At 56.4% G+C, this 14,562-nt stretch carries 11 protein-coding genes; 6 read left to right on the forward strand and 5 right to left on the reverse strand.

Features of this window, described 5'->3' with window-relative positions:
• Window positions 1–83 precede the first annotated feature (83 nt).
• Window positions 84–2,213, reverse strand: a complete 2,130-nt coding sequence (locus C5Y96_RS04995; RefSeq protein WP_105350494.1) for a carboxy terminal-processing peptidase — start codon at window positions 2,211–2,213, stop codon at window positions 84–86.
• A gap of 340 nt (window positions 2,214–2,553) precedes the next feature.
• Between C5Y96_RS04995 and C5Y96_RS05000 the strand changes: the two genes are divergently transcribed.
• From C5Y96_RS05000 to C5Y96_RS05015, 4 genes are all read left to right on the forward strand, one after another.
• On the forward strand, window positions 2,554–4,392 hold the full coding sequence (locus tag C5Y96_RS05000; RefSeq protein ID WP_105350496.1) for a sigma 54-interacting transcriptional regulator: 1,839 nt from the start codon (window positions 2,554–2,556) through the stop codon (window positions 4,390–4,392).
• A gap of 46 nt (window positions 4,393–4,438) precedes the next feature.
• Window positions 4,439–5,464 (forward strand): YheT family hydrolase, encoded by a 1,026-nt coding sequence (locus C5Y96_RS05005; RefSeq protein WP_105350498.1) that lies wholly within the window; start codon window positions 4,439–4,441, stop codon window positions 5,462–5,464.
• Window positions 5,465–5,630: 166 nt separating this feature from the next.
• Window positions 5,631–6,884: a PQQ-binding-like beta-propeller repeat protein gene (locus C5Y96_RS05010; protein ID WP_105350499.1), complete on the forward strand. Its 1,254-nt coding sequence runs from the start codon at window positions 5,631–5,633 to the stop codon at window positions 6,882–6,884.
• Window positions 6,885–6,950: 66 nt separating this feature from the next.
• Window positions 6,951–7,736, forward strand: a complete 786-nt coding sequence (locus C5Y96_RS05015; RefSeq protein ID WP_105350501.1) for a hypothetical protein — start codon at window positions 6,951–6,953, stop codon at window positions 7,734–7,736.
• Between the two features lie 186 nt (window positions 7,737–7,922).
• On the opposite strand, the gene C5Y96_RS05020 is transcribed toward C5Y96_RS05015, so the two are convergent.
• The 3 genes from C5Y96_RS05020 to C5Y96_RS05030 all read right to left on the reverse strand — a co-directional run bounded on the left by C5Y96_RS05020 (window position 7,923) and on the right by C5Y96_RS05030 (window position 10,686).
• Window positions 7,923–8,201, reverse strand: coding sequence for a DUF4404 family protein (locus C5Y96_RS05020; RefSeq protein ID WP_105350503.1), 279 nt, complete (start codon window positions 8,199–8,201; stop codon window positions 7,923–7,925).
• Window positions 8,202–8,316: 115 nt separating this feature from the next.
• The gene (locus C5Y96_RS05025; RefSeq protein ID WP_105350505.1) at window positions 8,317–9,495 is read right to left on the reverse strand and encodes a trypsin-like peptidase domain-containing protein; all 1,179 of its coding nucleotides are present in this window, start codon (window positions 9,493–9,495) and stop codon (window positions 8,317–8,319) included.
• A 123-nt stretch (window positions 9,496–9,618) separates the two neighbouring features.
• Entirely contained in the window at window positions 9,619–10,686 is a 1,068-nt protein-coding gene (locus tag C5Y96_RS05030) for a S1C family serine protease (protein WP_105350508.1), read from the reverse strand.
• A gap of 287 nt (window positions 10,687–10,973) precedes the next feature.
• Here C5Y96_RS05030 and C5Y96_RS05035 point away from each other — a divergent pair, with 287 nt between their 5' ends.
• Complete coding sequence (locus C5Y96_RS05035) at window positions 10,974–11,852, forward strand: SDR family oxidoreductase (protein WP_146115517.1); 879 nt, start codon at window positions 10,974–10,976, stop codon at window positions 11,850–11,852.
• A gap of 26 nt (window positions 11,853–11,878) precedes the next feature.
• Here the strand turns inward: C5Y96_RS05035 and C5Y96_RS05040 are convergent, their stop codons facing one another.
• The gene (locus tag C5Y96_RS05040) at window positions 11,879–12,685 is read right to left on the reverse strand and encodes a hypothetical protein (RefSeq protein WP_105350513.1); all 807 of its coding nucleotides are present in this window, start codon (window positions 12,683–12,685) and stop codon (window positions 11,879–11,881) included.
• 192 nt (window positions 12,686–12,877) lie between these two features.
• On the opposite strand from C5Y96_RS05040, the gene C5Y96_RS05045 reads away from it, so the two are divergent.
• Entirely contained in the window at window positions 12,878–14,305 is a 1,428-nt protein-coding gene (locus C5Y96_RS05045) for a sulfatase (protein WP_105350516.1), read from the forward strand.
• The last annotated feature ends 257 nt before the right edge of the window (window positions 14,306–14,562 follow it).

Below are 14,562 nucleotides of genomic sequence, written 5' to 3' on the forward strand. Positions count from 1 at the left end.
AACTTGTCCCGCTCATTCCACAAAAAAAGGGTCTGCCGAAGCAGACCCTTTTCTGTGGTTATCGTTTCGATCGACCAGCGAACTTAGTTGTTCGAGGCGACCTTTTGCTGTTCCAGCAGGCGAACGTAGTCTTTGGTGATGTTGATCACTTCGTCGAAGTAGTAATCGCGGTCAACCACTTCGTTCGGATCTTCATCCGCTTCACCGACCAGGCTTTCGATTTCCTTTTCGCGTTCGCTCAGAGCTTCATATTCGGCCATGAACTTCTGCTTGTTGAGATCGACCTGCTTCTTGTCTTTCTGTTCCAGGTAGGTCGCAATCATCTTGTTCAGCTTCGAGAAGCCTTCGGACGATTGAACGCGCTGGCCCGACAGACGGTTCAGTTCGGCAACCAGTGGTGCGGCGTTGGCGTTACTAACCGGGTAGCGAGTGGTCTGAACGGTGTCGAATGGAACCGGGTAATCGAGGTCCCCTTCGGCGATGTCCATGTTGGCGGTCAGAGCCGGCAGGGACACGTCCGCTTCCACACCCTTGAGCTGCGTGCTCTTGCCGCTGGGGCGATAGAACTTCTGCAGCGTGATCTTCAAAGCACCCAGCGAAGGTGGATTGACCGGGTTGGCACCCATCAACTCTTCGCGGCCCAGGTCCAGCAGCGTTTGCACGGTACCTTTGCCGTGGGTCTGTTCGTCACCGACCACGATTCCGCGGCCGTAGTCCTGGATGGCACCCGCCAGAATTTCACTGGCACTGGCGCTCATCTTGCTGGTGAGCACGACCAGGGGGCCGTCCCACAGCATGCCGCGGTTCATGTCCTCGTAAGGATGCACGTTGTTGTCGGCGTCCTTCACCTGAACGACCGGGCCTTGGTCGATGAACAGACCGGTCAGGTCGATCGCTTCGGTCAAGCTACCGCCACCGTTACGACGCAGATCGAGCACGACTGCTTCGACACCCTTTTGGCGGAAATCCTCTAAAAGGCGAGCGACGTCGATCGTGCTTCGCTTGACATTTGGGTTGCCAGAGCGAGCGGCTTCCATGTCCAGGTAGAACGACGGCAGGTCGATCCAGCCGATCTTCATCTTCTGCCCATCGGCGGTGGTCTGTTCGACGATCTCGCCGCGGGCTTCGCTATCCTTCAGTTCGACCTTGGCGCGGGTAATGTTGAAGATCTTGGTTTCCCCTTTGCCCTTCTTCTTTACGCCCAGGCGAACGACCGTGTTGGCCTTGCCGCGGATCATGTCGACGACATCGTTCAGCTTCATGTCGACCACGTCGACCATTTCGCCATCGGTGCCTTGGCCGACACTGACGATGAAGTCGCCAGCTTCCAGCTTTTCTTCGGCGTTCTTCTTGCCTTGCTTATCGGCGGCACCGCCAGGAATCACCTTGGAAACCTTGCAGAAGCCATCTTCCGACATCAGGGCCGCCCCGATGCCTTCCAGGTTCAAACGCATTTGAATGTTGAAATTCTCGAGCGTGCCTGGGGACATGTAGGTGGTGTGAGGATCGTAAGCCGAAGTGACCGAGGTCAGGTAGACTTCCAGCAGTTCGTCTTCGCTGGTCTGGCCGATACGGCGAGCATAGCTGTGGTAACGCTTGCCGATGCGTTCCTTGGCTTCTTCCAAGGTCTTGCCGTCGGCCAGCTGAGTCAGCAGGTCGTACTTCAGACGCTTGCGCCAACGATCGGTCGCTTCGGCGGCATTGGCCGGATACTTAACCTTATCGCCGTCGGTGACAAAGACTTCGTCTTCTTCGAAGTTGAACTCGTGGTTGGCCAGCAGGTCGTCCACGGTCTGCACGCGTTCCAATGTCCGCTGGATGAAGCGTTCAAAGACCTTGTGGGCGAACTCGGTGTTGCCGCTACGGATCTGATCGTCCAGCAGGTTACGATTGGCCGAGAACTCGGCGATATCGGCCTCGGTGAAGTACAGTTTCAGCGGGTCCCAGAATTTCAGGAACTTATCGAACGCTCGCTGCGAGATGGTGTCGTCCAGCGGAGCACTCGAAAGGTGATCGCGAAGTAAGAGTCGAGAGACCATTCGCGAAATGTGTCGCTCGGGAAGATGACGGTCTGGGCCCGCAAGTGGGCCTTGGGCAGGTGCGTCCTTGGGAATCAAGGATGCTACCACAAGCGTGGCAAAGGTAGCGGCTACGGTAAATAGGAAGAAAATGGGATGGCGCAAGTTAGTCCAAGTCCCTCGAACGTTTGCCATGATGAATCCTTATCGCAAGATGTGTGCGTGAATATGTAGCGAATAGCAGATTTGGGGGTATGCAGGAAGGGCACGTGTAATCCTATCGAGGTCGGCAACTCGACTCAAGGCGAATGCTTGCAACCACAACGGATCAGCGGGCCTCTATCTAATACGTGGGTTCGTTCACGATAGTTGGTTCGCTGGCGAAGCAATTCCATCTTTTCCTGCTCGTTTTTCATGACCCGACTGGCAGGTCGAAGCGTAAATTCCGTAAGATATGACAAGTGCTGAATTTAACGCGGACCACCCACGATGTTGGCCACCAAGAGGGAACCCAGGGGGGATTTCGGCCGAGCTAATGGCAATTTACAGCTACCTTAAGACGATCTCAGGCAACGGTCCGGGGAAGAACTTTCCCTTAGATGACTCGCGCGACAACCTCATCGGGCGCGGCCTGGAATGCGATGTCACCCTGACCGACCCCCTCTGTTCGCGGGTACACGCTGCCATTTTTCTGCGGAATGGCAAGTGGTTTGTGAAAGACCGCGAAAGCCGCAACGGTAGTTTTCTCGACGATCAGCCGATCGACGAGGCAGAACTCAAGGATGGTTGCCGTCTGAAGATCGGCGACACCGAGTTCAGCTTCAACAATAGTGCCCAGCCTCCCACTTCGCACGACGAACTGCCACCGAGCATCACGCAGACGATCGTCCGCAACATGCCGGTCAATCCGCAAGATACGAACCTGATAGCACTTAAGGAGCTAAAGGACTACCAGCAGGCCCAGCGGCTGCTCCTTCTGCACCAATTCGCCATCCGGCTGCTGGGAGAAGAAGACCCCAATACCATCATCCAAGTCACCTTGGAAATGGTGAAAGAACAAACGAAGGCCGTCGTTGTCGGATTTTTGTGGCTCAGCGACGATGGACAGTTGCGTGCCAAGCGTGTTTTCCCCGAAGACACCGAAGGCCCAGCCCCGCTGAGCGAGGCATTGACCGAGATCGTCACCCAGAAAGGGAACGCCGTCTGGATTGCCAACGAGGCCCAAGGGGACACCAGCAAGAAGCTGACCCACTTTGCCGATGCGATCTGCGTGCCGCTGATTCACAAAAAGAAGGCCTTCGGGGCCTTGCACCTGTATCGCAAGCAGGAACGCTTCTGGCATAACGAGCTCGATTTTGCGATTTCGGTCGGTAATATCCTGACCATTGCACTGCTTCGGGCCTGGAAGGTCACCCAACTTCAAGCCAGTTATCAACAACTGGTTGATAAATCAGCGGCCTTCGACGAGTTGATCGGCGAAAGCCCGGCCATGGGCGAATTGAAGCAAAAGATTGCGCGAATCTCGAAAGCAGGCGGATGTGTCCTGGTTCGCGGTGAAAGTGGTAGCGGTAAGGAACTGGTTGCCAGGGCCCTGCATAAGGCTTCTAACCGAGCCGATCGACCGATGCTCAGTGTCAACTGCGCGGCCTTGCCCGAGAATCTGATCGAGAGCCAACTTTTCGGCCATAAGAAGGGTGCGTTTACCGGGGCGGACTCCGACCATATTGGCTTTTTCCAGCAAGCCGATACAGGAACTTTGTTTTTAGACGAAGTCGGAGAACTGACGCTCGATGGCCAGGCCAAACTGCTCAGAATCTTGGAAGGGCATCCGTTTCTTCCCTTAGGGGCTACTAAGGAAGTAAGTGTCGACGTTCGCGTGATCGCCGCCACCAATCGAGATCTGGCCGAGTTCGTTCGCGAGAAGCGTTTCCGGGAAGATCTCTATTACCGTTTGAGTGTTTTTGAGTTATACATTCCTCCGCTTCGAGATCGCGGGGGGGATGTTACTCTGCTTGCCGAGCATTTTCTGGAGCACTTTCGCAAGACGCACGGGCGACCCCTGCTAACTCTTTCGGACAGTGCCAAACAGAAATTGGCCGACTATAACTGGCCTGGCAATGTCCGACAGCTTCGCAACGTGATCGACAGCAGCGTGGTATTGGCCGATGGCGAGTCGATACAACCACATGATTTGGGCTTACGAGACGCTGGTCTGAATGAGCCAGAGTCGTTAAGGTTTGACTTCTGGGAAAAGAAATTGATTGAAGAAGCCCTCTCAAGAACTGGAGGGAACATCCCGGAAGCCGTAAAATTACTCGGTACGAGCCGTGCGACCCTGTATCGCAAGATCGAAGAGTACCAAATTCAGCGCTAGTTAGACGCAATGCATGGATGGCAGGTTAAACGCCTGTAGCTGAACGATGTTGGCCCGATCTCCTTACGTTCTGACCTCGGTGAGGCCCTTCAAGCCTCATCCACTGCTGCGGAATTCCCACGCGCAGACCATCCTCGGTGCGTACTGGTATGGCCACAATATTCCGTACACCGCGCGGCAGCACTTGGTCCTTTTTGAAGACGGTGACCAAATTGTCCTGCACGATGACTGCCCAAAAGACTGGAAGCCAGGAGATCGCACCGTCCTGATGATTCACGGCCTGGGGGGCTGCCACAGCAGCGGTTACCTGGTGCGAATCTCTCATAAGCTAAACTCTCTTGGCATCCGTACTTTCCGGGTCGATCTGCGAGGATGCGGGGCAGGGCATCACCTGGCCAAACGTCCTTTCCACGCCGGATGCAGCGACGATATCGCCCACTGCGTGCAGACCATCAGTGCACTGTGTCTCGGTTCACCCCTGACCTTGTGCGGCTTCAGCATGGGGGCCAACATCGTCCTCAAGCTCTCCGGCGAGATGGGTAGCGGACGCATCGGCGGGGTCGACAGCGTGATCGCCGTCGCACCACCGATCGACCTGGCCTACTGTTGCCGGAATATGAACCGCGGTTTCAATCGTCTGTACGATTGGGACTTCTCGCGAAGACTGGTCAACCTGGTCGAAGGACGTCTGGCCAAGGACGAAAACTTCTACGACGGTTTCCGCTTCACCGAGAAGCCTGGGCGTATCATCGAGTTCGATTCGATTTTCACGGCTCCGCAGTGCGGCTTTGAATCGGCCGAAGATTACTACGCCAAAGCGAGTTCGGCCAGCGTACTACCCAACATCAACATCCCGGGACTCATTCTCACCGCCGATGACGACAGCGTCGTCCCGGTCGAGATCTTCGACAAGCACCCACGCAGCGGCAGTGTCGAACTCGAAATCACTCGCGGCGGCGGCCACCTGGGCTTCATCGCCCCGAAGAGCATCGTGCCCGATCGCCGCTGGATGGACCACCGCGTCGTGCAATGGATCGCCAGCCTCGACTCGCGCAAGGTAAGTTCTGAATAAGTGCCGCGGGTCCTAAATCTCGCGCTTCTATCGCCGCACGCCCAGTAATCGGTCGTTTTACCCGTCATTCCGCGCTTCCTCCGTGGAAATACGCCGAAAAACCGATTACCATCGAAGGCGATTGCTCCTTCCTGAATTCCTGCCTTTTTCTATTCGGTAGAAAACCATGTCGACATGTCGCTTAATGCTCGCCGTTGTTTTGACGAGTGTCGTTGCTTCTTCCGTCGTCGCCCAAGAGTGGACACGTTTCCGTGGGCCTAACGGAGAAGGCATCGCGCCGGACGCGAACATTCCTTCGGCACCGACCGAGGCCGACTTCAATTGGAAGGTTAAGTTGCCTGGCATTGGCCATTCATCCCCAACAATCTGGGGCAACCGTGTCTTTTTGATGAGCGCCGATCCCGATACGGGGCTGCGGTACGTTCAATGTCTCGACGCCAAGACCGGCAAGACCATCTGGCAGAAAGAGTTCGCCGCCGCGGCCAGTCATCTGCATACCAAGAGCAGCTATGCCTCGTGCAGCCCGGCCGTGGACGAAGTGCATGTCTACGTGGCCTGGGCCGATGACGATCACACGCAACTGGTGGCGTTGAACCACGACGGCGAACCTTCCTGGCAAGTCGACCTGGGACCATGGGTCAGCCAGCATGGCTTCGGCACGTCTCCTATGATCTTCGAAGACAAGCTGGTCATTTCTCTGATGCAATTAGGGGACGAACGTAAGGTGAAAGATCGACCGATCGGAATCAGTCGCCTGGTGGCGTTCGATCGCAAGACCGGCGAGAAGCTGTGGGAGACCAAGCGAGACAGCGACGTTGCCGCTTACTCGGTTCCTTGCGTTTACCAGATGAAAGATGGCAAGAAGGTGCTGATCGCCAACAGCAGTGCTCATGGCATCGCCGCACACGATCCAGAAACGGGCGAACAACTGTGGGCCGAGCAGGTCTTCAACATGCGCAGTGTTTCGTCGCCGGTGATCGCAGGAGACTTCATTCTCGGCTCCAGCGGTTCAGGCGGGGGCGGCAACACCGTCAGCGCGGTCGATCCCAACGGTGGCCAACCCAAACTGGCGTGGCGTCTCTCGCGCCAGGCCAGCTACGTACCGACTCCTGTTACCTACGACGACAAAGTCTTTGTCTGGTACGACAAGGGCATTGTTAGCTGCCTGGATGCCAAGACCGGCAAGGTGCTCGGTCAGAAACGTATCGGCGGCAACTACTATGGGTCACCCATTCGCGTCGGCAACCGATTGTTCTGTCTTTCGGAAGAAGGGAACCTGATGGTTGTCTCGGCCGATACAAACCTGGAAGTTCTCGGTGAAACGAACCTCGGTGAAGGAAGCGAATCAACGCCTTCGGTTTCCGATGGCGTGATGTACCTGCGAACCTACTCGCACTTGATTTCGCTGGGCGGGAAGTAGCCGGTATTGGTTGTCACAATATTTTCGACACTCAAAGAATGAGCGTTTGCCTGTAAGGAAGCAGTTTTGACAAGCGACTTCTCCCGCGATCCGCAGCCGGAAAACCCTTTTTCGTCTCCTCAATCCGAAATCGTCAGCGCCCCGGTCATGCCTGGTAACCGCTCGGGGATGGTGTGCGATGGAACTTGCATGGGGGCACTCAAGGTCGGCTGGGAGTTGATGGCCGCTTGCTTCTGGCCGTTTCTAGGGTACACGCTGGTTTGTATGATCGTGCGAGCTCCCGCGGATCAGCTCGATAACTTTGTATCTCCGTCCGATCAAGAAACGGCGATCGGGTTGTGGGTCTTTTCGCAGGTCTATTCTATCTTTGTCGCAGCGCCGGTCTCGATGGGGTTGTCGTGGGTCTTCCTTAAGGCGGCTCGGTACGAGCCATTCACATTGAACGACATTTTCGGAGCGTTTGCGCGCAATTATCTGAATGCAGTGGGAGCAGGATTTCTGAAGGGCATCCTGGTCGTGATTGGCCTGTTTTTGTTGATTGTGCCAGGGCTCTATTTGTTGGTGAAACTAGCCTTCGTGGAGTACCTGATTGTCGATCGCAAGATGGGCGCGATCGATGCGATGAAGGAAAGCTGGCGCATAACCGACGGCCGCGAATGGATCTTGTTCGGCTTGATGGGAATGTCGATCCTGATTGGAATTGCCGGGTTACTGCTGTGCTTGATTGGTATCGTGCCGGCCATCATCTGGCTGAGTGCCTCGTACGCGGTGCTTTACCATACCTATTGCCTGGCCGACAGAACGGAGATGCCTGAGCCGACGACCAACTCCGACAATCCGTTTAGCGGATAGCATCCTCCCTGGGTGTTGGCTACACGAGAAGGAGATCCGCGGGTTCGTTGCCTCCGCCAGGGCAGTATCGCCTTGGCATAGCAAGCCGCAGGTTGGGCTGTTCTTGCAGAAGCCACTTTTGAGCGCGTCCCGCAAAAGCCCTACCAGGTCAAAGCACGCAGGTTGGTGGCTTCCAGGCCAAGATGTCTACAGGCCGCTATTGCCGAGAATATCGGCCAGGTTGGTCAGAATGCGAGTAAGCGAAGGATAGCTGTTGTCTTCCAACTGCGAGTTCCGCTCGTTGATCGTTTCCCGTAGCGAAGGGTGGGTCAGGGCCTCGGTGTCTTCACGATGCAATGCGTCGTTGATCGATTCCATGACCCCTTCCAGACGCGACTTGGTGTCGGTGTCTAGTTGGTCGACTTCACGTAGTTCTCGCTGCAGTTCGGCAAGGGTTTCGCGCAGCTCGGCTAGTTTGTCTTGCATGATAGCCTGATTCTAAGGTGCTCAGTTTGTCGCGTTCCGCTTCCGTAGTAGCGGAACACTTCTAACTGAAAACTTCGCTGGTAGTTTGGGGTAATCCTCTTAGGACTTCCCTATTCTACTTCGACGTCTCGCGTGGAATCCAGCGGGTCTCGCCAGGTGCCAGGGCAGATTCATCATTTTCAGAGATCACCGGCTTGGCACTCAGACGCGATTGGACGAGGTCTTGATTCTTCGTCGCTCCAGCTGCGGACAGCATCTTGGCGATCGATTCCGACAACACCGAGCCAGGAATCGCGTAGGTAGCCACGCGGCCAGCACGAGCGATATTCAGCCCGACGACCTGGCCGTCGAGGTTAACGACCGGTCCACCGCACTGCTCAGGCTGCAAGTAGCTGTCGTGCTGAAAGACCGAAGGGAAGCCGCTACGACGCGTGCTCAGTTCGCCTCCCAGGTGATTCTGGAACTCGTGACGAGCCTGGTTCGGACCGGCAACCCATTCCCCCAGCACGACGCTCAGCAAAACTTCTTTGTCGGCTCGCATCAGCTTCACGCGAAGCGAATCGCCTGGCTCGAAGGTCCGAACCGTTTCGATCAATTGGCTGCCAGAATCGATGACCAGGTCATTGAGTGAAACGATGATGTCCTGGGCCAGGATGCCGGCGTTGGCGGCGGCACTCTTTTCGACCACCATGTCGACCGTTGCCGGGCCAGGCTCACGCGAGAGCATCACGCCCAGCATGGCGTTCTTCATGTCGACCTTATGCGGATCGAGACCGTACACGCCAATCGCGACCGGCTCTTCGGCCAGACCGGCCGTGGCCAGCAAGCTGCCCAGCGACAGCTTATTGGTCTGGGCGATCTCCATCACCGGCAGGTTCTTCCCATCGATGCGGAGCAGAGCCAGGTCGTTTTCTTTATCGATCGCGGCGACTTCGCTCGTCAGGTATTGATCGCCGTTGGATAGTTCAGCGACCAGAGGAGCATCGTTGTTGTAGGTGTTTACCAGGCTGGCCTTGGTGACGATCAAACCGTTGGGATCGACAATCCCACCCATGGCAACGCGCTCGCCGCCACGCTTGAGTTCGACGGTCGCTCGGCGGGTATGGCTCACCACCGAGTTGAACGCACCCAGAACTTCGCTGCTGCTGCGCTGGTGGACGCGTTTCATGAAACGCATCGCGATGCCGTCGCTTTCAAAAACCTGGCCGATGACCGGTGTCGGGGCTACTAGCGCCAATGACAAAGTCGCCATGACCGAAAAGGACAGCAAAGTATTCAAACGAAACCGGGGCATGTGGTCACTCCGTTGTTTCGTCGAAAGGTGGTACGGTTGGCAAGCCAGCAGCAAGGCTGTGCTTACTCTAGTGATACTCTAGGCAAATAAGTGGCTGTAAGCCTGTTTCTTCCCAGGGTTACTCTAGTTCCGGTCCAACTCGCGACGATCTGCAAGTTCAACTTCAAGAGTAATTACGCTGCCCGAGCTGCGCCGTATCCGTACCTTAATGCGATCGCTCGGAGAATACTGATTTACCATCAGCTTCAAATCATCGAAGGTTCCGATCTTGCGCTCGTTGAGCTGCAAGATCTCGTCCCCTTCTTGGATTCCCGCTACTGCTGCCGGGGAACCCGGGGTGACGTGTGTGACAACGACTTCCTGCCGGTCAGACTCACAACGTACACCTAAATAAGGTTGCGTTCCTCCCAGTCGACCCCAGACTTCCGACTTTTTCAGTCGTTCGATGTCTTCGAGGTAGCGTGTGGAAGGAACGTGTAAGTTGGCCGTGATTCGGTTGCCGATGCGGCTGTTGATGCCGATCACGTTGCCTTGAATATCAAGCAGTGGGCCGCCACTGTCGCCACCCACCAGGGTCGCGTCGGTGGCAATCACGTCGCGGCTGGAAGCCAGTACTCGTCCCAGTCGCAGGGCCGGCAAACGATCTTTCACGATCCCGCCGGCGTGCCCCATCACCAAAACCCATTCTCCTTCGCGCAGGCCGCTGGCCTGGCGAATGGGAAGGTAGTCGTACTTACCAGGCGTGGTGATTTGAATCGCACCGGAATCGATGCTGCGGTCGGTGCCCAGGGTCACCCCCTGCACGCGCTTGCCGTTGTTCAGAATAATCGTCACGTCGCGGTTGGGGGCACCAATCACGTGGCCAGCGGTCAGGATCAGTCCGTCTTCGCTAACGATCACGCCCGAACCTTGGGCCGGGCCGACAATCACACCAACAGTCGCGGCCAATGCTTTTTTGCTCACCGATTGAATCTGCTGTTCCATCGAACGCAGATCGGCAACGTTATCCGGAGCGTCTCCGGTCAGAATCTCGGCGAAGTGGGCCGTGCGTTGAGTTTGGGGAGCGCCCTTGTCCTGTGCTTGGGCCAAAAGCGGCATGCACAAGATCAAACCACAGACGATCAGAAATTTTCGGAAGGATGCTGCCACGCTACCGGAAAGATAAGAGGAGGGGAGGATCCGTTGTTTCATGATGTGCCCTTTAGAACTTCAACTGATAACCTCAAATACGTAGGGGTCGTATCGGGGTTCGGTTTTATTCTAGGAATACGATCAAGAGTTTGTCACGTTCTTGGTGGCTAGTGCCGAAGGTGGGGCCAACTTCGGTAGGCATTGCTGTCACCGCATTCCTACCACCATGTTAGTCAACCCCGAACCACTTTGGTAGTCTCGCTTTGGAATTGTTAGAATTGTCAGAAACGTCAAGCCCGTCAGAGTTTAGCGTTTGCCTGGACTACTCCGTTTAGGAAGGAAAATCGTTGCCAACACGCTCAAGAATGATCATTGGATGTGGCTATGTCGGAATCCCTTTGGCCGCCGCTTTTCACGCTGCCGGCGATGTGGTTTTCCCTACGACAAGGTCCCAGGATCGAGCCCGACAGTTTGAACAGCAGGGCTACCGCGCGAAAATCGCCGACGTCACCCGCCCGGAAACTTTACGCAGCTTGCCAGAAGCGGACACCGTCGTTTTCGCCGTCGGCTACGATGCCGGCAGTGGTGCCTCGCGGGAAGATGTCTATGCCGAAGGTCTCAACAGCGTCCTCGAGCATCTGCCCGAAACGACCCGGCGGCTGATCTTCGTCAGCACGACCGGCGTTTTCGGAGATGCCGAGGGGCAAACGGTTGACGAGGAAACTCCGTGCGACCCGGCTCGCCCTGGCGGAAAAGCATTTCTGCAGGCCGAACACCATTTGCGCAGCCATCCGGTGTGGTCGCAGCGCAGCGTCATCCTGCGGATGGCTGGCATCTACGGTCCCAAGCGGATCCCGCGTTCAGCCGACATCCAGGCCGGCAAGCCCATTCCCGCCCCTGGTGGAGGCGCGCTCAACTTGATCCACGTCGACGACGCCGTCCAGGCCATCCGCCTGGCAGCCGACGCCGAGACGTTTTCACCTTTATATATTGTCAGCGACGGCAGTCCCGTCGATCGCCGCGACTACTACCGAGAAGTCGCCCGGCTGCTGCACGCCCCCGAGCCCACCTTCGAAGAGCCAGACCCCAACTCCCCAGCCGCCCTCCGAGCAGGCTCCGACCGCAAGATGAGCAACCAACGGCTAGTCACCGAACTGGGCTTTCAACCAAAGTACCCCAGCTACCGCGAAGGGCTGGCAGCGATCTTAAGCGAGGGGGCAATGTAAACTAGCCGGCACGTTGCGCCGATCGGCTAGTTCGAATAGCTCTGGAGCAAATACATGTCCTTGGCGAATTGGACGACCAGCAACAAAGGGAAGTCGATAAACGGAAACAAGATGCCGAGCCAATGGTATCGATCTCGTCGAACTCCATTCTGTTTATCAAGGACGATCCCCACGAACATTGCAATGAGAGAGATAACAGGAATTGCGAACGAGGCGAGCATAAGAATCAGGGCCGTCATCGTCCAAATATCTTGATTCGAACTTGAAAAGAGGCCCACCAGAGCAATCAATACAGACGCCGCGAAACTGGCCAGCGAAAGCCACGCGTACATCTTCCATGTCCCCACCTCGCGTGTCGTGAGAAGAATCCAGCCAAAGAGTATGACCCCCAAGATGTCGCGGGCATAATTCGTACGAAATCGTTCCGGCTGCCAGACGAATTCTGTTAAGCCATATTCGTCGAGATCACTCCACGGCAGCATCACCAAAGCGCCGATCAATCCGATGCCGTAGACCATCAGCCGCCAGTGTCCCGGTTGAAACTGGTCGACTCGCTTCTTGAACACGTAGTCCAGCAGGATAGCAAACCCCAATCCGGCCGCGATTGCCTCCATAACAAACAGTACCATCGAACCTAGCTTGGTACTTGCCGGGGCATCGTAGTTCGCGTAACGAGCGTAGACAATGGTCGCCTCGAGGATAGCCGCCGTGACCAGACCGATAGCCAGCACTGAGGAACGGATCCCTTGGTCTTGCGTTGCCTCATCAGGCGAACTTCCTTCCACGCTGGGAGAAGCAAAGGGATTGTTTTCGGGTAATGCCGAGTCGTTCATCAAGAATCACGCGTGCTGACAGGTGTCCCGTAGGGATAGGCAAGCAAAGCTTATTGGAAGGGCACACACCTCTCAAGCGATTTTCAGTGAGAAGTAGAGAATATCAGTGTCGTGCAATTTCGCGCATGGCGGTTACAATAGACCCTGCCTCCCCCTAAGACGCGAAACCTCCCTGCCAAGGAACGCCTGCTGATGACTCGCCTGAACGCGCTGCTGTTTGTTCTGCTCCTCGTTTCGCTGTGCGATGCGGCCGACAAATCGATGAACGTGCTGTTCATCATTTCCGACGACCTCACGCCAACCGCATTGTCGTGTTACGGAAACCAAGTCAGCCAAACGCCGAACATCGATCGCCTGGCAGCGCAGGGGACACGATTCACGCGTGCCTATTGCAATGCGACTTACTGCGGGCCCAGCCGAGCGTCGTTTCTTTCTGGCTACTACCCGCATGCGACCGGCGTGTTTGGTTACGTGAGTCCTCGTCCGCAGATTGGCGAGCGAGCCATGTGGCCGCAGCACTTTCGCAGCAGTGGCTACTACACCGCTCGCGTCAGCAAGATCTTTCACATGGGTGTCCCAGGCGGAATTGAAGAAGGGGGTAACGGTGCCGACGATCCCGCGTGCTGGGTCGAACGTTTCAACAGCCCCGGCCCTGAATGGAAAGCCCCAGGCGACGGCGAAACGCTCGAGAACAACCCCGACGGCAAGAAGCCTGCGGTGGGCGGCAACACGTTCGTGGTGGTCGAGGCCGACGGCGACGACGAGGTCCACAGCGATGGCAAGACAGCCAAGAAGGCAGTCGAACTCATCCAGCAGCACGCGAAAGCCGACAAGCCGTTCTTTCTGGCCGTTGGCTTTGTGCGTCCGCACGTGCCGTTCGTGGCTCCTGCGAAATACATGGAACCTTACAAGCCGTACGCGAAGCAGCAGTTGCCCGAGAAAGTCCCCGGCGACTGGGACGACATTCCCAAGATGGGCATCAACTACAAGACCAGCAAGAACATGAAGATGGACATTCGCCGCCAGAAGAAAGCGGTCGGCGGATACTACGGCGCGGTCGCGTTTCTCGACGCCCAGGTAGGTAAGGTGTTGGATGCATTGGAAGCAAGTGGCCAGGCCGACAACACGATCGTCATCTTCACCAGCGACCACGGCTTTCATCTGGGCGAGCACGACTTCTGGGCGAAGGTGAGCCTGCACGAAGAGTCGGCCAGCGTTCCGCTGATCATCAAAGTGCCTGGGCAAAAGCCTGCCGTGTGCCACTCGCTCGCGCAGCTATTGGACCTGTACCCCACCACCGCCGCGCTCTGCGGACTGGAAGTACCAGGCCGGCTGCAAGGGAAAGACATCACGCCGATGCTGAAAGACCCCAGCGCCAGCGTTCACGAAGAAATCTTGAACGTCTCGCCGATACAACAAGGCTTCCTGCTGCGAACCGACCGCTGGGCGTTCATTCAGTACAAGGAAGATGGCACCGGCGGCATCGAGCTGTTCGATATGGAGAAAGACCCGAAGCAGGTCACCAACCTGGCCAATGATCCGCAGTACCAGGACGTAGTGGCCGATTTCAAGCAGAAGCTATCCGCGAAGCTCGCCGACCTGCGGGCGAATGACCTGTAATCGCTCAAACGTGGCCATGACCAGAGGTCTGGTGTTTACGGCCAGTATGCTGATCAACAGCGCGACCATTCACCATGCGTGTAAAGATCCTTAGCCTCACGCCGTTGGTCGTTGCCATAGATAGTGTGGGGGGAACTCGGTTTCGTATCACGATCGAATCAGCAGCGAGCAGGTGTCTCGCGATAGTTACTCTTACTCCACAGGAAGTAAGCAGGGCTGCGTAAATTCAATTCGTATCTTTTCTTACGAGAACGCTC

The sequence above is a fragment of the Blastopirellula marina genome (assembly GCF_002967715.1).
Classification (GTDB): domain Bacteria; phylum Planctomycetota; class Planctomycetia; order Pirellulales; family Pirellulaceae; genus Bremerella; species Bremerella marina_B.

Excerpts from the sequence above, each read along its gene's own strand:
- C5Y96_RS04995 (WP_105350494.1), bottom strand. The coding sequence starts at position 2,213 with ATGGCAAACGTTCGAGGGACTTGGACTAACTTGCGCCATCCCATTTTC.
- C5Y96_RS05020 (WP_105350503.1), bottom strand. The coding sequence starts at position 8,201 with ATGCAAGACAAACTAGCCGAGCTGCGCGAAACCCTTGCCGAACTGCAG.
- C5Y96_RS05030 (WP_105350508.1), bottom strand. The coding sequence starts at position 10,686 with ATGAAACAACGGATCCTCCCCTCCTCTTATCTTTCCGGTAGCGTGGCA.
- C5Y96_RS05000 (WP_105350496.1), top strand. The coding sequence starts at position 2,554 with ATGGCAATTTACAGCTACCTTAAGACGATCTCAGGCAACGGTCCGGGG.
- C5Y96_RS05045 (WP_105350516.1), top strand. The coding sequence starts at position 12,878 with ATGACTCGCCTGAACGCGCTGCTGTTTGTTCTGCTCCTCGTTTCGCTG.
- C5Y96_RS05005 (WP_105350498.1), top strand. The coding sequence starts at position 4,439 with ATGTTGGCCCGATCTCCTTACGTTCTGACCTCGGTGAGGCCCTTCAAG.
- C5Y96_RS05040 (WP_105350513.1), bottom strand. The coding sequence starts at position 12,685 with ATGAACGACTCGGCATTACCCGAAAACAATCCCTTTGCTTCTCCCAGC.
- C5Y96_RS05010 (WP_105350499.1), top strand. The coding sequence starts at position 5,631 with ATGTCGACATGTCGCTTAATGCTCGCCGTTGTTTTGACGAGTGTCGTT.
- C5Y96_RS05025 (WP_105350505.1), bottom strand. The coding sequence starts at position 9,495 with ATGCCCCGGTTTCGTTTGAATACTTTGCTGTCCTTTTCGGTCATGGCG.